Source organism: Neobacillus drentensis, from assembly GCF_036965425.1.
GTDB lineage: Bacteria > Bacillota > Bacilli > Bacillales > Cytobacillaceae > Neobacillus > Neobacillus drentensis_F.
In genome coordinates this window covers 81,872-106,671 of record NZ_JBALPP010000017.1, presented here as the reverse complement: position 1 = coordinate 106,671, position 24,800 = coordinate 81,872, and the positions used below count along the sequence as shown (strand labels likewise).

Annotated in this window: 23 protein-coding genes and 1 other annotated feature; of the genes, 8 read left to right on the top strand and 15 right to left on the bottom strand. The window is 39.0% G+C overall.

The genetic code is table 11. The features are described 5' to 3' along the window. Positions 1–20: 20 nt before the first annotated feature. Positions 21–386 (bottom strand): c-type cytochrome, encoded by a 366-nt coding sequence (locus V7161_RS04810; protein ID WP_335442695.1) that lies wholly within the window; start codon positions 384–386, stop codon positions 21–23. 215 nt (positions 387–601) lie between these two features. On the opposite strand from V7161_RS04810, the gene V7161_RS04805 reads away from it, so the two are divergent. The 3 genes from V7161_RS04805 (at position 602) to V7161_RS04795 (ending at position 2,327) form a co-directional block, all read left to right on the top strand. Beyond that, positions 602–799 carry a hypothetical protein gene (locus V7161_RS04805; protein WP_335442694.1) on the top strand — a complete coding sequence of 66 codons (198 nt, stop codon included), beginning with the start codon at positions 602–604 and terminating at the stop codon, positions 797–799. Between the two features lie 96 nt (positions 800–895). Then, positions 896–1,294: a hypothetical protein gene (locus tag V7161_RS04800; RefSeq protein ID WP_335442692.1), complete on the top strand. Its 399-nt coding sequence runs from the start codon at positions 896–898 to the stop codon at positions 1,292–1,294. A 142-nt stretch (positions 1,295–1,436) separates the two neighbouring features. After that, complete coding sequence (locus tag V7161_RS04795) at positions 1,437–2,327, top strand: alpha/beta hydrolase (protein WP_335442690.1); 891 nt, start codon at positions 1,437–1,439, stop codon at positions 2,325–2,327. Between the two features lie 742 nt (positions 2,328–3,069). Here the strand turns inward: V7161_RS04795 and V7161_RS04790 are convergent. The 12 genes from V7161_RS04790 to V7161_RS04735 all read right to left on the bottom strand — a co-directional run bounded on the left by V7161_RS04790 (position 3,070) and on the right by V7161_RS04735 (position 17,368). Beyond that, a complete protein-coding gene (locus V7161_RS04790) occupies positions 3,070–3,789 on the bottom strand; it encodes a YebC/PmpR family DNA-binding transcriptional regulator (RefSeq protein ID WP_335442688.1) in 720 nt (239 codons plus the stop codon). Positions 3,790–3,944: 155 nt separating this feature from the next. Further along, positions 3,945–4,142 (bottom strand): CLC_0170 family protein, encoded by a 198-nt coding sequence (locus V7161_RS04785; protein ID WP_335442687.1) that lies wholly within the window; start codon positions 4,140–4,142, stop codon positions 3,945–3,947. 21 nt (positions 4,143–4,163) lie between these two features. Continuing rightward, on the bottom strand, positions 4,164–5,378 hold the full coding sequence (locus V7161_RS04780; RefSeq protein WP_335442686.1) for a Ger(x)C family spore germination protein: 1,215 nt from the start codon (positions 5,376–5,378) through the stop codon (positions 4,164–4,166). Further along, a complete protein-coding gene (locus tag V7161_RS04775; protein WP_335442684.1) occupies positions 5,359–6,468 on the bottom strand; it encodes a GerAB/ArcD/ProY family transporter in 1,110 nt (369 codons plus the stop codon). The genes V7161_RS04780 and V7161_RS04775 overlap by 20 nt, the downstream gene beginning before the upstream one ends. After that, positions 6,416–8,017: a spore germination protein gene (locus V7161_RS04770; protein ID WP_335442751.1), complete on the bottom strand. Its 1,602-nt coding sequence runs from the start codon at positions 8,015–8,017 to the stop codon at positions 6,416–6,418. Before V7161_RS04770 ends, V7161_RS04775 begins: the two co-directional genes overlap by 53 nt. 202 nt (positions 8,018–8,219) lie before the next feature. Next, complete coding sequence (gene ilvA, locus V7161_RS04765) at positions 8,220–9,485, bottom strand: threonine ammonia-lyase IlvA (protein ID WP_335442682.1); 1,266 nt, start codon at positions 9,483–9,485, stop codon at positions 8,220–8,222. Positions 9,486–9,569: 84 nt separating this feature from the next. Next, positions 9,570–9,838: a binding site (T-box leader), on the bottom strand. A 177-nt stretch (positions 9,839–10,015) separates the two neighbouring features. Beyond that, positions 10,016–11,611, bottom strand: a complete 1,596-nt coding sequence (locus V7161_RS04760; RefSeq protein ID WP_335442681.1) for an amidohydrolase — start codon at positions 11,609–11,611, stop codon at positions 10,016–10,018. A gap of 152 nt (positions 11,612–11,763) precedes the next feature. Continuing rightward, a complete protein-coding gene (locus tag V7161_RS04755) occupies positions 11,764–13,398 on the bottom strand; it encodes an ABC transporter substrate-binding protein (RefSeq protein ID WP_335442680.1) in 1,635 nt (544 codons plus the stop codon). A 48-nt stretch (positions 13,399–13,446) separates the two neighbouring features. Next, complete coding sequence (gene opp4C / locus V7161_RS04750) at positions 13,447–14,364, bottom strand: oligopeptide ABC transporter permease (RefSeq protein WP_335442679.1); 918 nt, start codon at positions 14,362–14,364, stop codon at positions 13,447–13,449. 17 nt (positions 14,365–14,381) lie between these two features. Continuing rightward, complete coding sequence (locus V7161_RS04745) at positions 14,382–15,332, bottom strand: ABC transporter permease (RefSeq protein ID WP_335442678.1); 951 nt, start codon at positions 15,330–15,332, stop codon at positions 14,382–14,384. Positions 15,333–15,362: 30 nt separating this feature from the next. Further along, the gene (locus V7161_RS04740) at positions 15,363–16,355 is read right to left on the bottom strand and encodes an ABC transporter ATP-binding protein (protein ID WP_335442677.1); all 993 of its coding nucleotides are present in this window, start codon (positions 16,353–16,355) and stop codon (positions 15,363–15,365) included. Beyond that, positions 16,352–17,368: an ABC transporter ATP-binding protein gene (locus V7161_RS04735; protein ID WP_335442675.1), complete on the bottom strand. Its 1,017-nt coding sequence runs from the start codon at positions 17,366–17,368 to the stop codon at positions 16,352–16,354. The genes V7161_RS04740 and V7161_RS04735 overlap by 4 nt, the downstream gene beginning before the upstream one ends. Positions 17,369–17,601: 233 nt before the next feature. Between V7161_RS04735 and V7161_RS04730 the strand changes: the two genes are divergently transcribed. Together V7161_RS04730 and V7161_RS04725 are read left to right on the top strand one after the other, a co-directional pair. Then, positions 17,602–18,339 (top strand): response regulator transcription factor, encoded by a 738-nt coding sequence (locus V7161_RS04730; protein ID WP_335442673.1) that lies wholly within the window; start codon positions 17,602–17,604, stop codon positions 18,337–18,339. Positions 18,340–18,352: 13 nt separating this feature from the next. Further along, on the top strand, positions 18,353–20,122 hold the full coding sequence (locus tag V7161_RS04725) for a sensor histidine kinase (RefSeq protein ID WP_335442672.1): 1,770 nt from the start codon (positions 18,353–18,355) through the stop codon (positions 20,120–20,122). 73 nt (positions 20,123–20,195) lie between these two features. Here V7161_RS04725 and V7161_RS04720 read toward each other — a convergent pair whose 3' ends face one another. Together V7161_RS04720 and V7161_RS04715 are read right to left on the bottom strand one after the other, a co-directional pair. Continuing rightward, positions 20,196–21,383 carry a M20 metallopeptidase family protein gene (locus V7161_RS04720; RefSeq protein WP_335442671.1) on the bottom strand — a complete coding sequence of 396 codons (1,188 nt, stop codon included), beginning with the start codon at positions 21,381–21,383 and terminating at the stop codon, positions 20,196–20,198. Between the two features lie 14 nt (positions 21,384–21,397). Continuing rightward, on the bottom strand, positions 21,398–22,585 hold the full coding sequence (locus V7161_RS04715) for a M20 metallopeptidase family protein (RefSeq protein ID WP_335442669.1): 1,188 nt from the start codon (positions 22,583–22,585) through the stop codon (positions 21,398–21,400). Positions 22,586–22,777: 192 nt separating this feature from the next. Between V7161_RS04715 and V7161_RS04710 the strand changes: the two genes are divergently transcribed. The 3 genes from V7161_RS04710 (at position 22,778) to V7161_RS04700 (ending at position 24,348) form a co-directional block, all read left to right on the top strand. Continuing rightward, positions 22,778–23,290 (top strand): gamma carbonic anhydrase family protein, encoded by a 513-nt coding sequence (locus tag V7161_RS04710; protein WP_335442667.1) that lies wholly within the window; start codon positions 22,778–22,780, stop codon positions 23,288–23,290. A gap of 343 nt (positions 23,291–23,633) precedes the next feature. After that, positions 23,634–24,119: a DUF2975 domain-containing protein gene (locus V7161_RS04705; protein WP_335442666.1), complete on the top strand. Its 486-nt coding sequence runs from the start codon at positions 23,634–23,636 to the stop codon at positions 24,117–24,119. A 1-nt stretch (position 24,120) separates the two neighbouring features. Further along, positions 24,121–24,348, top strand: a complete 228-nt coding sequence (locus V7161_RS04700; RefSeq protein WP_223590153.1) for a helix-turn-helix domain-containing protein — start codon at positions 24,121–24,123, stop codon at positions 24,346–24,348. The last annotated feature ends 452 nt before the right edge of the window (positions 24,349–24,800 follow it).

Sequence of the window (24,800 nt, the reverse complement as noted above, 5' to 3'; positions counted from 1 at the left end):
TACCACAACTTAAGTATTCATTATTTTTGATCCCATAAGTAACTTACTACAGCATCATATTCTTCTTTCGATAATGAAGCGGGGGCTGATTTTGGCATATTCTTTGAAATGAAAGCTTGTAAATCTTCCTTCGTTTTAAAATCAGTATGGATTCTGTTTGCATCGAGTACTTTTTGACCACCTGTAATGTCGCCAGAACTATGGCAGGTTATACAGCTTTTTTGAAATACTTCATCCCCTGCTAAAGCAGTCGCCGGTTTACTCTCTTCCTGTTTTGCAGATTCTTTCGCTGGTTCCTTTGCGCTTTCGCTGTCATCTTTGCTGCAAGCGCTGATTATACCAATCAAAAGAATAATAAAAATGGCAAATCCAAAAATCTTTTTCAAGCCGCCACCTCTATTCTTATAGATTCTTAGAATTGCAAAATAATCGGCAATTCATAAATTCATATTATTGTAAAAGCTGTGCAATTATTCCTTTGCCTATAGTAAAAAATGGACATAAATCTTTACGACAATAACAGGATGAAATACCTATATATTCCTTTGAAATGGGGATGTTAATACATGAAACCTAAACCAATGAAAATGGAGATGATAATTTGACTGACAGCAAACATGCTCACGAAGAAGCGCCTCTAGAGGCGGCAGACCAAATTAATAGTTTGCATACTTACAGCTTGGCAGCTAAAGATGATTCTTTAAACACTACCGACCACATCACTGCAAATACCCTTGCTGAACCCGCAAACGCAGCAAATGGTTCGGCGAAAAATATGGTGGAATCGAAAAACCAATAAGGTAAATGTAAAAATAAATCCTCACCTCCCAAAAATTGTCATAACCTTCAGAACTGAACATAAAATAGAATATACGTTCGTAGGGAGGCGAGGATTTTGGTTAAACAATCCTTGATTACAGGTGAGATGTTAGTCAGGTATTACGAACTCAATAAACAGAAAAAAGAAATCGAGCTCGAAATGAATGCATTAAAAGATGCTTTTCAAAGTTATTTCAATCATTTAGTTGGCATTGACCATAAAGGCGAGATCACCATCAGCGGCTATAAGCTGCAAAGGCAAATTCGGAAAACGGAGAAATATCATGAAGTGGAAACAATTAAAAGATTAGAAGAATTAAAGATGAATGACCTCATCCAAGTAGTGAAAAAGCCGGATGATGTGAAAATCAAAGCCGCTCTAAATTTAGGATTTTTAAAAGCCGATCAGTTGGATGGCTGTATTATTACCACTACTACCCCAGCGATTTCGGTTAAACCGTTAACACCAAGATAAATTTTATCTCAATAGAGGAATCTACGTCGTTAAACTGTAGGTTCCTTTTTTTGTGTTGTTAAATAATGGAGGATTTTTACGGATGATGGAGAAATACATATATGTAAACACTTACATACCTTTCGAAAGGGGCAATTAGGAAATGGCAAGTCAAGAAAGTTTGTTAGTAAGGCAATATTTAAGGTCTTTTTCGTCCAACAAATCGGCAGAATTTAATCTTGAAACAGCTAGAAATGGATTGGAGGCTTTATCTGGATTAACTCCGGTTGCATCCGATATTAGCGTAGAAAAAACAGAAATTGAAGGAATTCCGGCTGAATGGGTAGTGGCTCCAAATGCTGTTAGTGATCGAGTATTTCTTTACCTTCATGGCGGCGCCTACATTATGGGAAGCTGTAGCACTCATCGTTTTTTAGCTTCTAAGCTTTCAAGATCTACAGGGGCTCGTGTTTTAGTACCTGAATATCGACTTGCACCAGAAAATCCTTTCCCTGCAGCGGTTGAGGATGCGGTTAAAGTGTATCGCTCTTTAATTTCTGCTGGTATTTCTCCTGATCAAATCGTCATTGGCGGCGATTCAGCAGGCGGCGGTCTAACCTTATCAACACTGTTATCGTTAAAGGCTGAGGGAGATAAATTGCCAGCCTTGGCTGTTCTTCTGTCACCTTGGACTGATTTGGAAGGTACAGGTGAATCAATGGAAACTCGTGCAGCTGTTGACCCTTGGCTATCTCCTGATTCTTCACGCGTGGTCCCTGCTTTATATATTGGAGATTTGGATCGACGTCATCCACTTGTTTCACCAATCTATGCTGATTTATCTGGTCTGCCGCCGATGCTGGTCCATGTCGGCAATGATGAAATCCTATTAAGCGATTCAGCCCGCCTTGTTGACCGTGCCCGTGCTGCGGGAGTCGAAGTCAGCTTTAAAGTTTGGGATGATATGTGGCATGTCTTCCAAACCTTCCAAATTCCTGAAGGGCAGCAATCAATTGATGAAATCGGCGATTTTGTTATTAATCAATTAGGCTAGTAATAAAAGGAACGCTTGGATTTATTCCGAAGCGTTCTATTTTTTGTTGTATCAGTTGTAGGCTAAGTATTGGAACTTAAGTTGAATTTCCAGTTGTTATCCAGCAAATGTCGTAAATGTTAATAAATAAGTAGAAATTACGGGAATATAGGTCGTAAGTTGCTAATTATTCGTCATAAGTTTTCAAGGTTCGATAGGATTTCCAGTTAATATCCAATGAATGTCGTAAATTTTAAAAAATACGGAGTAATTGCGGGAATATAGGTTGTAAGTTGCTAAAAATACGTCATAAGTTTTGAAGGTTCGACAGGGTTTCCAGTTAATATCCAGTAAATGTCGTAAATTTTAAAAAATACGTAGTAAATGCAGGAAAATAGGTCGTAATTTGCTAAAAATACGTCATAAGTTTTGAAGGATCGAAAGGATTTCCAGTTAATATCCAGTAAATGTCGTAAGTTTTAAAAAATACGTAGTAATTGCGGAAAAATACGTCATAAATACAGAAAATTATGTAATAAGTATTTAAAAATACGTCATAAAAATCCGGGAATAGGTCCATAAAAAGGAAACTAAGGTTTTTTCCCTACAATTCAAACTCCCATGTTTCACTGACTAATTCTTGACCGAGGCTGTGATGATTTACTTCAGCGACCACAACGGTGAAAAACATAATCCGTTTGATAGGAGGAGCATTACATCAGAAATAAAAAACAGACCCATCAAAAGGGTCTGCAATTAAAGCTTATTCGCCTAAATCAACATTATGGAAAACTTGCTGCACATCATCTAAGTCTTCCAAAGCATCGATCATTTTTTCAAACTTTGCTTGTCCGTCCTCTGGCAGGGTAACGTCGTTTTGCGCCAGCATAGTTAATTCTGCTACCGTAAAATCAGTGATTCCCGCACTTCTGAATGCTTCTTGAACCGCATGGAACTGATCAGGCTCAGCATATACGATGACTTGATCCTCTTCTTCGATGATGTCGCGCACATCTAAATCAGCTTCCATTAATAGCTCAAGTACTTCTTCTTCTGTCTTACCTTCCACCCCAATAACAGCAGTCGCATCAAACATATAGGCTACAGAACCGCTGACACCCATGTTTCCGCCGTTTTTACCGAATGCCGCACGAACGTCTGAAGCAGTACGGTTCACATTATTTGTTAATGCATCGACGATCACCATTGAACCGTTTGGTCCAAAACCTTCATAACGAAGTTCGGTATAGCTCTCTTCTGAACCGCCTTTTGCCTTATCAATCGCACGATCAATAATATGTCTTGGTACATTGTATGTTTTTGCCCGTTCAAGGACAAATCGTAACGATTGATTGGATTCTGGATTTGGTTCACCTTGTTTTGCTGCTACATAAATTTCAACACCAAACTTTGCATAAATACGACTCGTATTTGCGTCCTTTGATGCTTTCTTTTCTTTAATATTGTTCCATTTACGACCCATTTTGAACACTCTCTTTCTTCTTGATTCAATGCCTATTCTATTGCCTATAAATCAATAAATTATACATGCTCCACTTGCACAGATATTATTATACAGTAAATAGGCCATTTGTTAAGTGATAAATATTTTAAAAAATAAAGGGTTGCCTATACAAATCATAGAAAAATATTGTAGACCCAATTGACACTCATTAAGGTAAACCCAAGAGAGATGTTTATCCAGCCTAAAACCTTCGATGCTTTTTGTTCTTTTTCTAGATTTGCATTCTTATATGCTTTAACATCCGTCAACAGAATTAAAGCGCCTGCGACGTAAAGTAACGTGATCACATATCCTAAGTAACCAATATTCAAAATTCAACTTCCTTCTCTCTGCTATTTTGCTTTCATACCAACTCGATGAATGTTTGTTTCTACATGAACATCAAAGGTTAAATCTTTATAAAACCTATCCCAATTTTCTTTTGTTTTAATTTTTCCATTCCAATAACTCGGTAGTTTTGCTCGAAAATGCTCCCCAAAACCAAAGATATCTGATTTAGTTTTTTGTGTTTTTTTAATTAAATCCCGGATGGATTTAGCGGTGTCTTTTGATGCCTGCTTATCGATATCTCTAATCATCTTAGATTTTAATAAGGAAATGGTTGGACTATACTTTTCATCAATTTCGCTCTCGTATCTAACCTTAATATCAACATGGGGGTTGCCGTCTTTTATTCTAACCTTAATTTTGGTATTTCTGGAAACAGCCCTTACCAATACCATTTCTTCCTTTCCTGGTATTTTTGTAAAAGCTCCATACCCGCCTTTTTTTATTCCAATGATAGACATATAAACTCCTATTTCCGAAGGGCTTGTCTTGCCGACCATGCGATCGCCATGAAAATATGCGAAGCCGTTTAATTGAATATTTGATCCTTTTTTGAGTGCTAAGTAAGGTAGGATTGGATCCTGACCTTTACTTGAAAGAATGGCCCAAAATAGTCCAATAAAACTTGGGGGGAATTTTCCAAGAGCTGTAAGATTATCAACCATGTCAGCCAAATAAAGTGATGGAACGCGTTCAAGTTCTGGAGACAATTTCATATATTTGGCTGCTGGTTCTTTTGAAACCACTAGCGAAGCCGTTCTACGTATTTCTGGATTGCGCTTAAGGAAATCATTAAACCGCTGTGTGCCTCTTTTCGCAATCTTTTCATTTAAAACGATTATCCGTAAATGTCCAAGAAATAATTTATCCGCTAACTCTTGCTGAAGATTAAGAATAGCATCATCTAACGTATGACCAACCACTTCCATGACTAATACGGGCTTTTCAGCACCGCCAGTTTGTTCTGGACCTAATGGTATCCGGCCAGGGATGGCAATTTGTGCAGTTAATTTAATCATTTGTTCGTTTGGAATTGGAAATTGATTCTTTAAATGGGAAATTTCATCTTCTTTTGGCGCCTTCGAATCAACAACGTCAATACCTATCGCCAATACAGTTGCGCGCTGCTCGATTTCTTGACTGTCCCAGCACCCTGATAATAAAGGGAAAAGAAGGAAAAAAAGAATAATCAGCCGAAGCTTACAATTGTTGTGAAACACTTTTCTTCTTCCTCCAGCCCTTTATGAAATCTATCAATAATAACGAGCCAGGATAAAAAATAGTGATCAATAAGCCTGCTCTGCCTACGTATTGGATAACCTCATACAATTGTAATATGTCTTTGGGAACCATGGCCAAAATAAAAACAAAGGGGAGAATAAAGTAACTCAGCATTTTATGATCCTTAAGATGACATATTTCCTTGATGGAATGAATGGTAAAGAAATAACTCGAAAAAAGTGTCGTGAAAACGGCAGTTACCCATACCGCTAGAAAAATGACATCCAGCCTCTGCAAAATATTGCCTGGCACTGTGGTTGTTCTGGCCAACTCCAATGTAGGCCAGAAAATTTGTTTGATCTCTTCAGGACCAAACACAGCAACTGTCGCAATGACCAATAAGAGGTATAAACCACCAGAAATAGATATGCCCCAAAAGCTTGCCTTCAACGCTTTATTAGGCGTTTTCATTGAAGGAATAATCATCGTAATGATGAAAGTACCTTGAAAAAGCGCAGAGATTGTTAACATGCCCGTAAACATATCATAAAAATTTGTGCCAATAAGAGGACGTAAATAAAGGACATTGGCATTCTTTAATGACAAAACAACTACAATCATGGCAGGTGCCAATATCATTGGAACATAAAAATTGTGAATATACGAAAATACGTTAATGTTGTTTCGACAGCTTAAACAAGCAAGCAAAAGCATGACTATGACGGTAACCTCCAATGGTGTTTCTCTTAAGACTGCAGAAACCACAACTTCCCCAAATTCACGCGAGGCAAGTCCAGTTAAAATTAAAAAAAAGAAAATAACAAATAAACTGCAAAATCTCCCCATCCATTTACCTAATATTTCCTGGCTGTATGTGATGATGGTTTTTTCTGGATGACGCATTCCCAGTACAGTGATTATAAATAACCCAATAGCTGCCAAAGCTATACCGGATAATGTAACAAGTGGAGCACCTGTATCACCTGCTCTCACAGCAAATAAGGGCAGTGGAAGAACTCCTACCCCAATAATGGTACTAATTAAGATTGTCGATGTTTGAAGTGTTGTGATTTCTTTCGGATCCCCCATTATTCAAACCCTCCCGTTGATCATTGCCAATCTTACTGTGTTTTAAGACTGTGTTATTATTTTTTTTAAGTCTATTCCGATTATCAGGGTGGAGAAAATTCGGTCTTTTTGGCATCCACCATAAAGGACTTCGAAAGACTACATCTTTTACGCCTTGATAATCCTCTGGGGAAACAGGAGCCATATATGGTACACCAAAAGATTTTAACGACAGCATATGGTTAAAGATAAAGATAATTCCAATCACAACTCCGTATAAACCGAAAATTCCAGCCATAATCATAATTGGAAACCTGAGCATTCTTAGGGCAAAGGCGGCTGAATATGCTGGAGTTGCAAACGAACCAATGGTAGTTATGGCAATGACGACTACGGTAATCGGGCTGGATAACCCCGCTTCAACTGCCGCCTGCCCAATAACTAAAACACCTACAATTGATAATGCACCGCCTACTTGCTTAGGAAGACGAACTGTAGCTTCCCTTAATACTTCCATCGCAACTTCAATTATCAAAACTTCAAAAACCGCTGGAAATGGAACTCCTGCTCTTCCGCCAGCCACAGCAACGGCAAATTCGGTTGGCAGCAATTCCGGATTAAAAGAAATTAAGGAAACATATAGGGATGGAAACACTAATGAGAAAACTAAAGCTAATATCCTTGCCATTCTGACAAAGCTGCCCATCAAAAACCTGGAAGAGTAATCCTCCGTTGTTTGATAAAATTGGTTAAACACAACAGGAACCATTAAGGCAAAGGGTGAACCATCCACAAGAATAGCCACCCTGCCTTCTATTAAATTCGCCACTGTCCTATCAGGCCTTTCCGTACTTTGCGTTTGCGGAAATGGCGAAAAAGGATTATCCTCGATAAATTGTTCTAAATAGCCAACATCCATAATCGCATCAATATCAATTTCAGATAATCTTTTTTCAACTTCCTTTATGACTGTCTCGTTAGCAATACCTTTTAAATAGCAATAAGCTACAGTTGATTTGGTAAGCCGACCTATATTCATTGTTTTTACTTGGAAATCTGCTGTAGGGAGTCGATATCTTAGTAAGGCAATATTCGTTGCTATATTTTCAATAAATCCTTCACGAGGACCCAAAATAACTTGTTCTGTTTCCGGCTGGGCAATGGATCGCTTTTCAATGCTCCTTGTTCCGATATGAATGGCTTCTTGAATACCATCGATGCAAATTACTGTTTCACCGCGCAACAGAACCTCAATTAATTTTTCAATATTAGATTCTATTCGTGCTTGACAATGATATAAAGCTTCATTGAGAATCAAATCAATTAATTGTGGGAGCGGCTTCTCTCTGCCTATCAAATGTTCAGGAACATACATTAAGGGTTTTAAAATATCGATATTGATGATTTCGATATTAACTAGATTAGGGAAATAGAAAAGTGCTGCATTGTATTGTCCGAAAATTTTGAAATATTTTATATCAAGGTCATCATTTTCACCCAAAATTTCCTTTATTAATTCCTCTGTCTCTTTTAATGAACTAGAGGTTGGGGTGTCACTGTGCTCCTCCATTACTTTACTTGGAACCAGAGGTTTTGCTTTTATTTTGTTTAATTTTCTTTTCTTAGTATTTCGAAATAAAGACACATCACCACCACCCTTTTATAACTTTTACCAATTTAATATAAATATTCCAATAAGGATGCTATTTGGGTGTGGTTAAATAAAAAAAAGTGGTTCAGTTTATACTGAACCACTTTTTTCAGGATTATCGCTATACAAGCATTTGAAATAAGGTGCTATCTTTGTTGACTTCCCGATAAACGAATCCCTTTGTTTTGATCCGGTCAATTAATGGATAGTAATCGTCTTTATCTTTCAACTCAATTCCAACCAGAGCCGGGCCGGTTTCACGATTATTCTTTTTCGTATATTCGAAATGGCTAATATCATCATTTGGACCTAGGACGTCTAATAGAAATTCACGTAATGCCCCTGGCCGCTGCGGGAACTGGACAATAAAATAATGCTGCAGGCCTTCATATAGCTTTGAGCGCTCTTTAATTTCCTGCATTCTTCCGATATCATTGTTTCCGCCGCTGACGATACAAACAACCGTTTTGCCTTTAATTTCATCTGCGTATGTATCTAAGGCCGCAACGGAAAGTGCTCCTGTTGGTTCTACAACAATAGCATTTTCGTTATAAAGAGTTAATAGGGTCGTACATACCTTTCCTTCTGGAACAACAATGATATCATCAACAATTTCTTTACAAATGTTGAAGGTATTAGTTCCCACTGTTTTAACCGCGGCACCATCAACAAATGGATCAATTTTTTCAAGTGAAGTTACTTCACCCTTTACGATTGATTCCTTCATTCCAGGTGCACCTTCAGGCTCGACACCAATTAAACGGGTCTCAGGAGAGATGTGCTTTAAGTATGTTCCTACCCCGGCCATTAGCCCGCCGCCGCCGATTGCACCGAATAGATAATCGACTTTTTCTGGACAATCATTAAGAAGTTCAACTGCCACCGTACCTTGACCCGCGATGACGTCAAAGTCATCAAAAGGATGAATAAAGGTTCGGTTTTCAGCACGGCTGCATTCCATCGCCTTTTCAGAAGCATCATCAAAGGTATCTCCAACTAATACAATTTCAACACTATCCCTGCCCCAGAATTTCACTGAGTTTACCTTTTGTTTAGGGGTTGTGGTTGGCATGAAAATTTTGCCGTTAATTTTTAATAGATGACAAGAGTAAGCCACTCCTTGGGCATGGTTGCCTGCACTTGCGCAGATAATTCCGTTTTGCATTTCTTCAGGACTTAGCTTTTTAATCCGATTATAGGCCCCGCGAATTTTAAAGGAACGGACACTTTGCATGTCTTCCCGCTTTAAATATACGTTACAGCCATACCGTTCAGATAATAAATGGTTAAATTGCAGAGGAGTTGGCGAAATCACGTCCCTAATTGTGTGACTTGCAATGATGATATCCTCTACATTCAGCGTTTTTTTATCTACTTGTTGACTCATTTTCTCGGTTCCTCCTCATATTCAAACATCAATCTTTTCTCATGTGATGATGGTTTATAAACAACAAAAAACCCGTCCCATATGGATAGGGACGAGTTGTTCTCGCGTTACCACCCTACTTCCGCAGCAAATCTTTCGTTGCGGCTCTCGATAGACGTACAGCACTTTACTCTTAGCTTCTCGTACTTGTACGCATTCCAATATAACGGCGGAATTTGCCGGTATAGCTTACTGATTCCGTTCAGCTATACATCTCGGAGATGATCTTCAGAAGGTCCTGCTATCGACTCCCACCACACGTCGACTCTCTAGGAAACAAGGAGCAATCTTACTCTTCTCGTCACTGATTTAAGATTAATTTTTTATTAGGTTACCACCGAAAAAAAACCCTGTCAATATTTTTTGACTATTTTTTATATTTAGACAATTTATAAAGCGCTTACATTTTAAAAAAGACATTTGTCCTCTCCAGGAGGACAAATGTCCACGAATGGTGCCTGACACCATTGATAACACCATTGATAACACCATTAATGGTATTTTATTTCGCCGTTTATGATGGTCATTTCGATCTCAGTTGTGAGGAGTTCATCTGGGTTTTCCATTGTCATTAGGTTTTTGGAATAGACAGTCATATCGGCCAGTTTACCTCGTGAGATGGTTCCTTTTATATGTTCTTCATTGGTGGCGTAGGCTCCGCCTATTGTAAACAATTTAATTGCTTCCAACATAGATAACTTTTCATTCGCATTCCAGCCTTCATGTGTTTGTCCTGGAGCTCTCCGGGTTACGGCTGCATGGATACCAAGCAAAGGGTCAACAGGCTCTACTGGTGCATCAGAACCTCCCGCACACAAGACGTCTGCAGACAATAAAGTTTTCCACGCATATAAATATTGCTCCCGTACCTCTCCTACTCTTTCGCGTACCCATGGATAGTCCCCTACGACAAATCTTGGCTGGATGTCAGCAATTCGACTCCTGTCCGCTAATCTCCGGATTAAATCCGGACGAACCAGAGAGGTATGAATGATGCGGTCACGATGGCCCACTGTCGGAAACTGGTCGAGGATGTCTAAAACATTTTCCAACGCTTTGTCTCCAATGGTGTGTACGGCAATAGGCATGGAAAAGTCTCGGGCCTCCTTAACAATCTCATATAGGGCATCCTGATCAAGCATCGCATCCCCAAATTCGCTTGGAGCGTCATGATACGGTTCAGAAAGCAGTGCTGTTCTCCGGCCGAAGGCCCCATCAGCAAAAATTTTGATAGCCCCTATTTGGAGCCTCTCATTACCAAAGCCAGCATGCATTTCTCTTTCTTTCAATCGTTTAAGAAAAGGATAATCAATGAGGAGATTACTCCGTAATCCAACTTGCTCCTGGTTCAGTAACTCATCATACAATCGATACGTTTGATCAAGCCCTCCTAAATAAGCAGGGTCATTGGTATGTACACTAGTTAACCCCTTCGAAATGGCAAAATTCATGGCATTTCGCAAACCACTTTTTAATTCCTCGTAAGTTTTATCCGGAATGTTTTTCGTCACGAGCTTGGAGGCAGATTCCAACAGAAGACCATTCGGCTTTTTCGAAACTGGATCCATAACTACGGTTCCACCAACCGGCACTTCAACAGAAGGATGGTACCCGCTTATTTCTAATGCCTTGCTATTCACCAAAAATGCATGGGTGCATATTCGCTTTAGGTAAATGGGACAATGCGGTGCAACATAATCCAGCTCCGCGATGGTCGGAATGGTGCCCTCAGTGAAAAGATTTTCATCCCAGCCCATACCAACAAGCCAGGTCCCTGGAGCAACGGTTTTCGCCCGTTCCTCAATTTTCCTAAGCATTTCGCTTTTGGACTTCACTCCTGTTAAATTGAGGTCTAAAAGATTAAAAGCAACACCTGAGAGATGCAAGTGGCTGTCAATCAGACCTGGTGTAACTGTTCTGCCCTGTAAATCAATGATTTCAGCATCGTCTCTTCCCCATTGAAGAACCATATCGTGATGACTTCCTAAATCAATAATTCTGCCATTTTCAATCACAACTGTTTCCACTAATGGCAAATTCGAATCAAGCGTATAGATTTTTCCATTGGTAAAAATCATTTTTGACATTGCCGCTCCCCCTAGCCATAAAAATTGTTTGACATATTTCTTCTATATATAATACCAAAGATGATTGATTACTCGACAACTTCATTTAAAATATAGTTAAACTAAAAAAAGAGACCACATTCATTAAGGAAAGTAGTCTCTTCCTAATGCTATTATTTTTGTACTACCCAATCTTGAACATTATAGAACATACCAAATTGTTTTGGTAAACCTACTTTTACCTTTTTAGATACGGCTCCCATCAAGTAATCGGAATAAAGGGAAATAGTAGGCACGTCTTCATGTAAAATTTCTTGAACTTTATTGTAAATGACTCTGCGATTTTCAGGATTTGGTTCTAATTTTCCTTTATTCAACAATTCATCCAACTCTGGATTGCTATAACCGGCAAAGTTATAAGGTCCGCCTGTTCCATAGAAGGCACTTACATCAGGATCCACTTGATAAGGTATTCCAAGGAACATTAAATCAAAATCATGTTTTGCCCCTTTTTGCATATGGGTAGGGAAATCAAATTTTTGGATTTGAACATTTAAACCGACTGCTTTTAAATTCTCAGCTATAATAACGGCTGATTGTTCACGAACTTGGTTGCCAATTGGAACATTGACGCGAATTGGCTTACTCTTATCCCAGCCTGATTCCTCAATAAGCTTCTTTGCCTTCTCCGGATCATATTCATAGTTCTTAATATCTTTATCAAAATAAGGGTGGAGTTTTGTATACGGCCCATCAATGATCTCAGCCTTACCTTTTAATAGCTTGTCAACAATTTGAGGTCGGTTAATCGCATAGGCAATAGCTTGACGCATCTTCGGATCAGTAAATGTTTTAGTATTCATGTAGATTTCTTGATAATCATAGCCTTTGCCGTCTACAGCCTCGACATTCGCCATATTTTTCACCTTTTCAACATCTTGGATGGCAATGGCTCCAGTGGATGGGTAATTCAAATGAATTTCACCCGTTTGCAGCTGTGCAGTCATATTGGCTTGAGGCACAACTTTAAAGAAAAGCTTTTCAGTCTTCGGTGCCCCTCGGTAATAATCAGGGTTCGCTTTATATTCCACCTGTGTTTCTCCTTTGAAATTTACAAGTGTATAAGCACCATCTGTTACAGTCGGTTTCAGCATAAATGGATCTTGATGAAGCTTTGCAGGATCTTTATCTTTTAGGATATGGCTCGGAATGGTTCGGATATTGATTAGGTTCCCTTTAATATAGTTAGGGTCAGTCGGTTTTTTTGTATGAATGATAAACGTTTTCTCATCGACTATTTCGATACCTTTTACCGTTTTTTCCCCTTTAGGCAGCTGCCCATTATCATCTAAACCTTCAATGATATTAAGAGTTTTCAGGCCAACGCTTTGAACAGCAGGATTTGCTAAAGTGTCGAAGGTGAATTTAACATCCTCTGTTGTAACAGGCTTTCCATCCGTCCAATTTGCTTTTGAATTAAGTTTAATTGTAAAGGCTTGATTATCTTTTGTTTCAAAGCTTTCTGCTAACTTAAATTGGAATTCCATATTTTCGTTTAGCTCAAAGAAAGGGTCGAATAGAATCGATGATAGAGTCATAGCTCCTAAATCACGGGCGTTGATCGGATTAAGTGTACCTATGGCGTTTGAAACCCCCACCACAATGGTATCACCCAAACTTGCAGCTGTATTCCCCTTTCCTTTGTCCTTTGATGAAGACGATGTTTCATTTGCACCAGAACATGCACTTAAAAATAGCAGCAAAGCAATGGAAAAAATGGTTAAAAACCTTACCTTCCCTATTCTCATCTCTGTCCCTCTTTTCCTTATAAAATATTTGATTAGCTTTATACAGAACTATTTCAATGTTTTCGGATCAAGTGCATCACGCAGCCCGTCTCCGATAAAATTGATAGCTAAAACAACTAGAACAATCATTATCCCTGGAGGAACCCAAAGCCATGGCTGCGAGGTTAATACCGTTAAGGATTGGGCATCAGTCAGCATATTTCCCCAGCTCGCTGTTGGCGGCTGTACCCCCATGCCCAGAAAACTAAGCGATGCTTCTACAATGATAGCAGCCGCTATTCCAAACGTTGCCTGGACAAGAATAGGTGCAATCGCATTTGGCAATATATGCTGAAATAAAATCCTTGGAGTACTTAACCCAAGCACCACCCCAGATTTCACAAAATCAACATGCTTTAATGAAAGAACGCTGCCCCGGACAAGTCTGGCAACGGACGGCCAGCCGAGAAGTCCCAATATCCAGATAATATTTAACAAATTAGGTCCGAGAATACTGACGACTACAAGGATTAACATCAGGCTTGGGAATGACATGAAGACATCGGTTAAGCGCATTAACACGATATCTACCCATCCTCCAAAGTAGCCTGAAACCGCCCCGACAATCGTACCTATGATACTATAAATCAAAACGGCACCAAGGCCGACAACCATCGATACCCGGGAAGCATAGATCAAGCGGGTAAAAAGATCCCGTCCAACTTGATCGGTGCCTAACCAGTGCTCCGCGGATGGCGGCGCTGAAAATTCATCATAAACCTGAAAGGGTTCCTTTGGTGCAATCCAAGGAGCAAAAATGGCAACGAGGATAATGAAAAGCATAAAAATACTCCCCGCCACCGCTAAACGATGCTTCATAAAGCGTTTTACGATAAGCTGTAAAGGTGTTTCCTCCTTCCCCAGCTCTGTATTGGAAATGGGTGGTATTTCCACTTCATTTTTGATACCAGTTTCCAGCATCGGCATAAACGATCCCTCCTCTCCTACTTATATTTAATCCGTGGATCCACAAACGAATAGAGTATGTCCGTAAATAGATTTGCAAATAAAACCATAAAAGCTGTTAAAAGATTGAGCGCCATCAGAGTTGGATAATCCCTCGACATGATGGATTGGATGGTAAGTTGTCCCATTCCTGGCCACTGAAAGACCTGTTCCGTAATAACCGCCCCTCCAAGTAAAAAAGGAATTTCAAGACCGATAATCGTGATAATCGGAATGAGTGCATTTTTTAAAGCATGTTTATTGGTTATGACGATTTCTTTTAATCCCTTAGCCCTGGCAGTCCGCAAATAATCCTGTCCCAGTACCTCTAGAAGACTTGCTCTGACATAGCGGACGTATTGACCGGCAATTCCGACCGCCAAAACCATAACCGGTAGGATGAGATGCTTGATCTTATCGAAGAAATCATCTTCACTCCCGAGGGTCGACATCCCTCCTGCAGGCAGCCATTGTAATTGTACAGCGAAGATATAAATAAGACCCAAGCCAAGGAAAAAATGCGGAATGGAGATCCCAAAAAAGGAAGTACCGGTCGCCAAATAATCAATTTTGCTATATTGCTTTACTGCACTCATAATTCCGATTGGCAACGCAATAATTAACCCTATGATAAGGGCAAGAAACGTTAATTGAAAAGTAGGGCCAATCCTTTCTAAAATCACTTTCGAAACAGGTTCATAGGTAGAAAACGAGTAGCCCAAATTGCCCTGCACCAGATTACCCAGCCAATGAAAAAATTGAACCCATAAAGGGTCATTCAAGCCTAATTGTTCTTTCCGTAAATTGAGAAGCTCTTGTGAAGTGTTTGGGTCAACATACATATCAACCGGGTTCCCTGGCGCCATATTAATAATGATAAAGTTGACAATCGTAACCCCAAATAAGACTGGAATCGCAATTAATAGCCTGCGAATTATATATGGAACCAAATTTGCCCCCTCCTTCTAAAACGTATCTTCTTACGCTTCATTAATGGCAAAGCATGCAACGCTATGTTCCATCCCTTTAAGAACCGGACTTTGCTCCCGGCAAATCGCGGTTGCGATGGGGCACCGTGTATGAAAACTGCATCCGCTCGGCGGATTTGCTGGGCTCGGCACATCGCCAGGTATGATGATTCTTTCTTTCGACCTTAGTTCAGGGTTCGGAATAGGATAGGAGCTTAATAATGCCTTAGTATAAGGATGCTTTGGATTACGAAAAATTTCTTCTGTTTTCGCTACTTCAACGATTTTCCCTAAATACATGACGGCAATTCGATCACTGATGTATTTCACGGCACCTAATCCGTGGGCAATAAATAAATACGTAAGGTTAAATTCCTTTTGCAAATCCTTTAAAAGATTTAGGATTTGAGCCTGAATCGAAACATCCAAAGCAGAAACGGGTTCATCACAAATGATCAATTTTGGATTAAGAGATAAGGCTCTAGCAATTCCAATCCGCTGCCTTTGACCGCCGGAAAATTCATGAGGATAACGATTTTTATAACTCTTAGGTAATCCGACCAATTCAAGAAGTTCATCCACTCGTTTATGGAGGTTTTCTTTCTCCACTACTCGATGAATTTTCATCGGCTCCTCTAATAGATCCTTAATTCGCTTCCTAGGATTTAAAGAAGAATATGGATCTTGAAAAATTATTTGCAGGTCCCTGCGAATACTTTTCATCGTTTCACTATTTGCTTCCGTAATTTCCTGCTCCTGAAAGAAGACTTTGCCCTCTGATGCATTTTCAAGCCTTACAAGTGTTTTTCCAATGGTTGATTTACCACAGCCAGATTCCCCTACCAATCCAAGTGTTTCACCGGATTTAATGAAAAAATCGACCCCATCCACTGCTTTAACATGTCCAACCGTTCTAGAAAGGATCCCTTTTTTAATAGGATAATAGGTTTTTAATTTTTCTACTCTTAATAGAGGATTTGTTCCCTTTTCCATCGTGATGGTCATTTGACTAATGCCTCCTTTGGCATTCCAGTAATCATACCCGGTTGAACATCCTCGATTAACCAGCATCTCACTTTGTGCCCTTCCTGAATTTGCTCAAGTCTAGGCTGCTCCTGCTGGCATCGCTTTGTGGCATTAGGACATCTAGCATGAAATCTGCAGCCTTGCGGCATATTCTTCAAACTTGGAACTGAACCAGGAATCGAGGCAAGCCGCTGTTCATTTTCATATTCCAAATGAGGGATGGACGCCATTAACCCTTGTGTATAAGGATGCTTTGGTTCCTTAAAAAGCGTGAATACATCGGCCTCCTCCACGACCTGCCCTGCGTACATGACAATGACTCGATCGGCAGTCTCGGCAATAACTCCAAGATCATGGGTAATGAGCATGATAGCCGTATCTGAATCCTTTTGTAAGTTTTTCATCAAATGTAAAATTTGTGCCTGTATCGTTACATCCAGTGCTGTTGTTGGTTCATCCGCGATAAGAAGCTTCGGCTTACAAGCCAAGGCCATGGCGATCATCACCCTCTGCCTCATCCCTCCCGATAACGCATGCGGATACTCCTTCATGATTTCCTTTGCCCTCGGAATACCAACCTTTTTTAACATTTCCACAGCATATTCCTTTGCTTCCTTACTATTCATTTTCAGATGAAGCTTAATTCCCTCTATCATTTGATTGCCAATGCTGAAAACAGGATTTAGGGAGGTCATCGGTTCCTGAAAAATCATAGAAATTTCATTCCCCCTGATTTCTCTTAGTCGTTGTTGTGTTACCTGTGTCAGATCTTCATCACCGAAAAAAATATGTCCATTTTTTACTTTTCCGTTTTTACCGAGCAGACCCATAATCGACAATGAAGTAACACTTTTACCGCAACCAGATTCACCCACAATCCCAATAGTTTCACCCGGTTTGACTGAAAAACTAACCTCTTCAACCGAAATCACTTCTTCCTTGTCCGACTCAAAGGCAATTTTTACCTGATTAACTTCAAGCAAAGGTCTCATCCCCTCACCACTCTTCCAAAGATATAATATTAAAAATATTCAGTCTTTTCACAAGCTGTTTCATTACCGTTTAACTTGATTAACACTATTTAATCAAAGTATTGTAATGAAAAAAAGGGACTTGGATTGACATTTCGTATCATTAATTGACAAGCAAAAAAGGATTCCTCTTGTTGAACTATTAAAAATATTGTATATTTTGAATATTATAAAATTTGCCAGGAGGTGTACGCATGTATAATTTGGTGATTGCTGATGATGAATATGAAATCCGGCATGGATTAGTAAACTTTTTCCCATGGGAAGAAATTGGTTTCGAAGTGATTGGACAGGCATCAAATGGTAAAGAGGTACTGGAGCTGATTTCCGAGGGCAATACTGATGTATTACTCTGTGACATACAAATGCCAATCATGACTGGCATTGAGGTGATAAAAGAAATTCACCAGCAGAATTCACCTGTAATGACTATTTTTCTAAGCGGTTTTCAGGAATTTCACTATGCTCAGTCAGCCATTAAATATGGGGTAAAGAATTATATTTTGAAACCGACTAAATTTTCGGATTTAACAGAAGCGTTTACTCAAATCAAGAAAGAACTCGATCTAAGAAATCCCTCCCCTCCCCTATCGGAAATTGCAACAAACGTAAAAGATGAGGACCCTATTATTCAAAAAATAAAAGATTATGTAAAAATCAATTATAAAAACGCCACCTTAGAAGATGCCGCACAAATTGTTTTTATGAACCCCCATTATGTAAGCAAGTATTTTAAACAAAAAACTAAAGAAAATTTCTCTGACTTTGTCTTTCAAATAAAAATGGAAGAAGCAGCGAATTTATTAAAAACGATGCAATATAAGGCCTATGAGGTCAGCGAAATGGTCGGATACAGCAACGCCAAGAATTTCACGAGAGCTTTCCGTAAATATTTCGGTATTAGTCCGAAAGAATATAGACTCATAAATTAAGGACTCATGATACATGGACTCACTTAAACGCTCCTTTTATATTAAAAATTTAATCAAACTTCTCATTCCAATGCTCATTCCTATCTTCATTCTAGGATCTGCTGCGATACCCTTAATTCATTTCAATTTAAAGGAAAAAATTAATCAGGAAAATCTGAACCTGCTTAATCAAATTCAAATGAATGTGGAAATGATCTTTGATGAATTGAATTCGATCAATTTAACCATTGCCGCTAGTGCAGTTGAATTTATTGATCTGCAAAACATGCTAGAAAAAGAATGGCTTGACCAAGAGGATTATGTAAAGCTGGCATCAATCAAAAATACGATTGATTCCCCTGCTATTGCACATCCCTATGTTGATTCCATTTACATTTACATAGAAAATGACAAAAATCGATTTTTAACCTCTACAACCGGCGGAGTGGTCGACCTTAATACTTTTGAAGACACTTCTTGGTACGAGAGTTTAATTAAAGAGAATAGTAGTGATAAAGTATGGACAAAGAAAAGAACCATCGTTCGTAAGCCAGAAAATTTTCCCGCTAAAAAAATAGAAGTCATTTCCGTATATCGAAGTTTTACTCTTGCAAATGGCGATCTTGGTTACATTGTCTTGAATGTAAACACAACTTATTTGAAAGATTACCTAAATAGTTTATATAAAATGCCAGGACAAAATATTTTGGTGATGGATATGACTAACCAGGTTCTCTTTGAAAACCATCCAGTCCATTTAACCTCTTCTGAGATTGAGAGAATGGTTACTACACAAAATGAAATCGACACCCTGAAAATTCAGAACGAAGCTTCTATTGTTTTTAAATTGGAATCTGAAAAATATAGTTGGTTGTTTTTTTCATCTATTCCGAAGAGTTCTCTTTATAAACTCCCGTATCAATTGATTATGGTTACAATAATTCTACTATTCTTGTCAATCATAGTTGCGGGAATTTCAGCTTATTTCTTAACGAAAAGAAATTTCGCCGACATCCGTTCCATTATCACCATTTTAAATAAAGCAGAAAAAGGAGAACCTCTCCCACATTTACCAACCGTGATAAAGGATGTTCACAGCTTTATTATTCATAAAATCGTGACAAACTTTATGGAGCAATCCTATATGAAAGTTCTTCTTTCAGAACGAAAGTATAAAATGCAAGCACTGGAACTATCTATGCATCAATCACAATTAAATCCTCATTTTTTATTTAATACACTGGAAACGATTAATTGGAAGGTTATTAGTCTTACGAAGAGACCAAATGAAATTAATGATATGATCGATCATTTGGCAAATATCCTTCGTTTTTCTTTAGATGCAAATGATGATTTAGTGGTATTAAAGGATGAAATTAAACATACGAAAAGTTATGTGGAAATTCAAAAGATAAGGCACAAAGATCAATTTACATGTGTATGGGAATTGGATGAGGGTATTGAAAAATATTATGTTGTAAAACTCTTTCTGCAGCCCCTTATTGAAAATTCGCTCGAGCATGGCATGACGGGATTGGAAAGAACTCTTTCCATAAAGGTGCGAATCAAAAACAGTGCATCATTCCTAAATGTATCGGTCATTGACAATGGTACGGGAATTGGAGCGGAAAAATTAATGGATATTCGCTCAAAATTGGAGTCAGCTTATTCCTCTTCTGATCATATCGGTCTTTATAATACGAACAAGCGGTTACAATTAACCTATGGAGAAAAACACGGAATTACCATTCGAAGTAAGCTCGGATGGGGAACGATAGTGGATGTGAAGATCCCAATCAATTAAATTTAGAATCTATAAAAATGAAGCAGGCGATGGGCAAAACAAACTGCCCCGCCGGCTTCTTTCCGCTTCATGATTAATTTTCATTTAAAAATTTTAATGAAGTCCGTACAAAATAATGAACCCCAAGAATCAGAGCCTCTTCTTTTACATCAAATTTTGGATGATGATGCGGATAATTTTCAGCAGGATTTTCGCTTCCTGCGCCCAAGAAGGCAAAACAGCCTGGAGCAACCTCGGCAAAAGCTGAGAAATCTTCACTTCCCATCAAGGCTTGGGAGCGGACAAAGTTGCTTTCCCCAAAGGTTTCCACAATCGTATGTTCTACAAGAGAGGTAATATTTTCTTCATTTATAGTTGGACTATATCCAAAGTTATAGTCTAATTGATAGGTTGCATCGTGAGCCGCTGTCAGCCCCTTCGTTAACTTTTCAATCCAAACTGGAATTTGCTTGCGAATTTCAGGGTCAAACGTACGGACGGTTCCCCCGATCGTCACACGATCAGGTATGATGTTATTGGCAGTTCCTCCATGGAACTGGGTAACTGAAATAACGGCACGCTTGCTTGCATCCACTTTGCGGGAAATAAGCTGATTGATCCCATTCACAAGCTGTACTCCAATCGCTATGGGATCAACCGTTCCATTGGGTTCTGAACCATGTCCCCCCTTGCCCTGAACTAAGATATCAAAATCATCACATGCTGCTGTAACATCTCCATAACAAAGGGAAAATTTCCCTAATGGACCTTGAGAACCAAGGTGAAGCCCAATTACGCCATCGATCCCCTCTGCTGCCCCTGCCTTGATCATCTCTTGTGCACCGCCAGGGGACAATTCCTCCGCATGTTGAAAGAAAAATCGAATTTCCCCATTTATTTCGTCCTTTAACTGGGAAAGGACTTTTGCAGCGCCCAGCAGAATGGCCGTATGCCCATCATGTCCACAAGCATGCATGACCCCATTTTTTTGCGAGGCAAAGGGCAAACCCGTTTCCTCTTGAATGGGCAAAGCATCCATATCGGCTCTCAAGCCAATCACCCTGCCTGGCTGTCTGCCAAAAAGGCGTCCCATAACACTTGTAGGAGTTACCCATGAAACCTCAATATTTCCGAAGGATTGCAGTTTTTCAAATACGTATTTAGAGGTTTCGACCTCTTCAAATGAAAGCTCAGGATTTTCATGGAAATGCCTGCGCCATTGGACCACCTCCATTTCAACGGATTCTACCAAGTTTTGAATATCAACGATTTTTTCAATCACAATTTTAGCCTCCTCTATTTTTCATTCAAAAATTTTAAGGCTGATTGCACGTAATACTGTACACCAAGAATCAGTGACTTTTCTTTCACATCGAATTTAGGATGATGATGCGGGTAATTCTCTTCCGGTTTTTCACTTCCTGCACCTAAGAAAACAAAACAACCTGGGGCAACTGCCGAAAATGCTGAGAAATCCTCTCCTCCCATAATGGCTTCGGCAATCACGCGATTGCTTTCTCCAAACGTTTCCACAATGGTTTGATCCACCAATGCAGTGATCTTCTCCTCATTCACAACGGAAGAGTATCCAAACTGATAATTCAATTGATAGGAAGCATCATGGGCTTCGGTTAGCCCTTTGGTAATTTGTTCAATCCAAACTGGAATTTGACTGCGGATCTCCGGATCAAAGGTACGAACTGTCCCGCCAAGGGTCACGCGGTCAGGGATGATGTTATTGGCTGTTCCTCCATGAAATTTTGTAACCGAAATGACTGCACGTTTACTGGCATCCACTTTTCGAGAAATAATCTGATTGATTCCATTCACAATCTGAACACCAATTGCAATAGGATCTACAGTTGCAAAAGGTGCGGACCCATGTCCACCTTTACCTTGGATCTCAATATCAAAAGCATCCGTTCCAGCTGTTACAGGACCATAGCATACAAAAAATTTGCCAGCAGGAATTTGCGACGCAAGATGGAGTCCAATTACTCCATCTATTCCTTCTGTAACACCAGCTTTAACCATTTCTGCTGCGCCACCCGGGAAATGCTCTTCAGCATGCTGGAAGAAAAATCTGATTTCCCCTTTTAATTCGTCTTTTAATTGAGAAAGGACCTTTGCGGCTCCTAAAAGCATGGCAGTATGTCCATCATGACCACATGCGTGCATGATATCCTTGTTTTTGGAGGCGAATGGCAGACCTGTTTCCTCTTGAATTGGGAGCGCATCCATATCTGCTCTTAAGGCCACTACTTTGCCTGGATGGCTGCCAACGATCCGTCCCAATACACTTGTAGGAGTTACTTTTGAAACTTCGATACTACCGAAGGCTTGGAGCTTTTCAAAAACGTAGTTGGATGTTTCAAACTCTTTAAACGAAAGCTCAGGATTTTCATGGAAATGCCTGCGCCACTCAACTACTTCCTCCTCAACGGCTTCAACCAATTTCTGAATATCAACGACTTTCTCAATCATATTCCTTTACCTCCTCCAAATTCTGTATTCAAGATAATTTTAGAGAAAAAAGGTGGATGAAAACAACAAAAATTTAGAATATTCGCATAGTTGCCAATTAAAGAGTATTTTTCTTAAAACAAGAGACCTTTTTTAGTATTCTTTATGCTATATTGAATTCAGAAGATTCTAAATACATAGGAGAGATGAAAAATGAAGATTCCATACAATGGGAAATCCCCTTCGATTCATGAATCTGTATTTGTCGCACCAGGGGTTTATTTGGTCGGGGATGTGCAAATTGGGAAGGATTCAACCGTTTGGTTTAATGCGGTATTAAGGGCCGATGAAGGTCCAATTATTGTCGGAGAAAGATGCAGCATCCAGGATAACACCACCATCCACTTATATGAAGGGTTTCCCGTCATCATTGAGGATGATGTTACCGTTGGCCATAATGTTATTTTGCATGGATGTAAAGTTGGCAGGAATTCGATTATCGGAATGGGCTCTACACTATTGGATAATGTCGAGGTTGGTGAGGAATGCATTATTGGCGCCAATACACTCCTAGCTGGCGGAATCAAAATCCCGCCCCGCTCCCTTGTGGTCGGCTCACCAGGAAAAGTGGTACGTGAGTTAAACGAGAAGGACTTGCAATTACTGAAAATGTCCAGTGAATCTTATGTTCAAAAAGGCAAGGAATATAAAGAAATATTGGAATAATGTAAAAAAGAGGTGCGGAATAGTAACGGGTTCTCTTTTGGGGTGCAAAAATCAATTTCACAATACATTTTTGCGTGAATTTCACAGGAATTCACGCTTTTTATTTTCTTGATATTATTATACTCTTTGATGTTATCTTTCATTGTTGATTTACTTTGTTAAACAAGTTATTAATTTTAAAGTAAGAGCATTTCTTTGTGATGAGAAATGCTTTTAATTTTTGTCCAATTGAAAGGAGATTTGAATAACAATAATAATATAATAAAAGACAATACTAATTTATTGTAATACAATAAATCGTGTGCTAAAATCATGTTGTTATTTAATAAGTGAGGTGTTTTATATGAATGGTAAACGAGGTTCAACCATTTTCTTAAAGGTAATTATTTTTCTGGCTGGAATTGCAGTGCTTGCTTTATGTATATTTTTCGTACCCCGTTTGGCGAATTTTGCAGCAAATTTATATCCAAATATTGCCCCATTGAAATATCTCATTTTCATCTTGATGTATGGAGCGGCTGTGCCTTTTTACTTTGCTCTCTATCAGGCTTTCAACCTTTTACGGTACATTGACGAAAACACAGCGTTCTCGGAATTATCGGTAAAGGCATTAAAGAACATAAAATGCTGTGCTTTTATAATCAGTGGTTTGTATTTATTAGGTTTGCCACTCTTTCATTTTATAGCGAAGAAAGTTGACCCTCCTATTGGATTAATGGTAATCATCATCGTTTTTGCTTCGTTGGTTATCGCCGTTTTTGCTGCTATCCTCCAACGGCTTCTCCAAGAAGCAATTAACATAAAATCAGAAAATGATTTGACGGTCTGAGGTGGAGGATATGACAATTATTATTAATATTGATGTTATGTTAGCAAAACGGAAAATGAGCGTAACGGAGCTTTCAGAGAGGGTTGGAATTACTATGGCGAATCTTTCTATTCTGAAAAATGGGAAAGCAAAAGCGGTTCGTTTTTCAACATTAGAAGCGATTTGTAAGGCTTTGAATTGTCAGCCAGGTGATATATTGGAGTACAAAAGCGACGAAGACACTCAATAAAAACAGACAACAAATTTTTAAAGCGGGAGTAGATAGATAATTTAAGGGATAGCTATTATGCTATCCCTTCTTTGCGTTTATTGATGTTATTTACTCAGAGAATTCCATTAATAATTGCATTGATATTTGTGACAAAAAATATGATGTCATTTGCAATGTTTGCACCTCAAAAGGGAACCCGTTAGCGGGATAGCATCACTTTTGATTTGTTTTGAATAGTAGCGAGCTTTCATTTACCTTGCGAGTTTTGTTTTCTTCGTTTCGGTAAATGAACTAGGCTTTCATTTACCTTGAAAGCACTTTTTCCCTCGTTTCGGTAAATGAACCGATCTTTCATTGAACTTACGAGCTCTATTTTCTTCGATTGGGTAAATGAACTGGACTTTCATTTACCGTGGAAGCACTTTTTCACTCGTTTCGGTCAATGAACTAAGCTTTCATTTACCGTGGGA

Coding starts and splice junctions, on each gene's coding strand:
- V7161_RS04740 (WP_335442677.1), bottom strand. CDS start 16,355: ATGACCATCACGATGGAAAAGGGAACAAATCCTCTATTAAGAGTAGAA.
- V7161_RS04710 (WP_335442667.1), top strand. CDS start 22,778: ATGAAGATTCCATACAATGGGAAATCCCCTTCGATTCATGAATCTGTA.
- V7161_RS04775 (WP_335442684.1), bottom strand. CDS start 6,468: ATGGGGGATCCGAAAGAAATCACAACACTTCAAACATCGACAATCTTA.
- V7161_RS04725 (WP_335442672.1), top strand. CDS start 18,353: ATGGACTCACTTAAACGCTCCTTTTATATTAAAAATTTAATCAAACTT.
- V7161_RS04705 (WP_335442666.1), top strand. CDS start 23,634: ATGAATGGTAAACGAGGTTCAACCATTTTCTTAAAGGTAATTATTTTT.
- V7161_RS04715 (WP_335442669.1), bottom strand. CDS start 22,585: ATGATTGAGAAAGTCGTTGATATTCAGAAATTGGTTGAAGCCGTTGAG.
- V7161_RS04760 (WP_335442681.1), bottom strand. CDS start 11,611: ATGTCAAAAATGATTTTTACCAATGGAAAAATCTATACGCTTGATTCG.
- V7161_RS04795 (WP_335442690.1), top strand. CDS start 1,437: ATGGCAAGTCAAGAAAGTTTGTTAGTAAGGCAATATTTAAGGTCTTTT.
- V7161_RS04790 (WP_335442688.1), bottom strand. CDS start 3,789: ATGGGTCGTAAATGGAACAATATTAAAGAAAAGAAAGCATCAAAGGAC.
- V7161_RS04770 (WP_335442751.1), bottom strand. CDS start 8,017: ATGGAGGAGCACAGTGACACCCCAACCTCTAGTTCATTAAAAGAGACA.
- opp4C (WP_335442679.1), bottom strand. CDS start 14,364: ATGCCGATGCTGGAAACTGGTATCAAAAATGAAGTGGAAATACCACCC.
- V7161_RS04735 (WP_335442675.1), bottom strand. CDS start 17,368: ATGAGACCTTTGCTTGAAGTTAATCAGGTAAAAATTGCCTTTGAGTCG.
- V7161_RS04730 (WP_335442673.1), top strand. CDS start 17,602: ATGTATAATTTGGTGATTGCTGATGATGAATATGAAATCCGGCATGGA.
- V7161_RS04755 (WP_335442680.1), bottom strand. CDS start 13,398: ATGAGAATAGGGAAGGTAAGGTTTTTAACCATTTTTTCCATTGCTTTG.
- ilvA (WP_335442682.1), bottom strand. CDS start 9,485: ATGAGTCAACAAGTAGATAAAAAAACGCTGAATGTAGAGGATATCATC.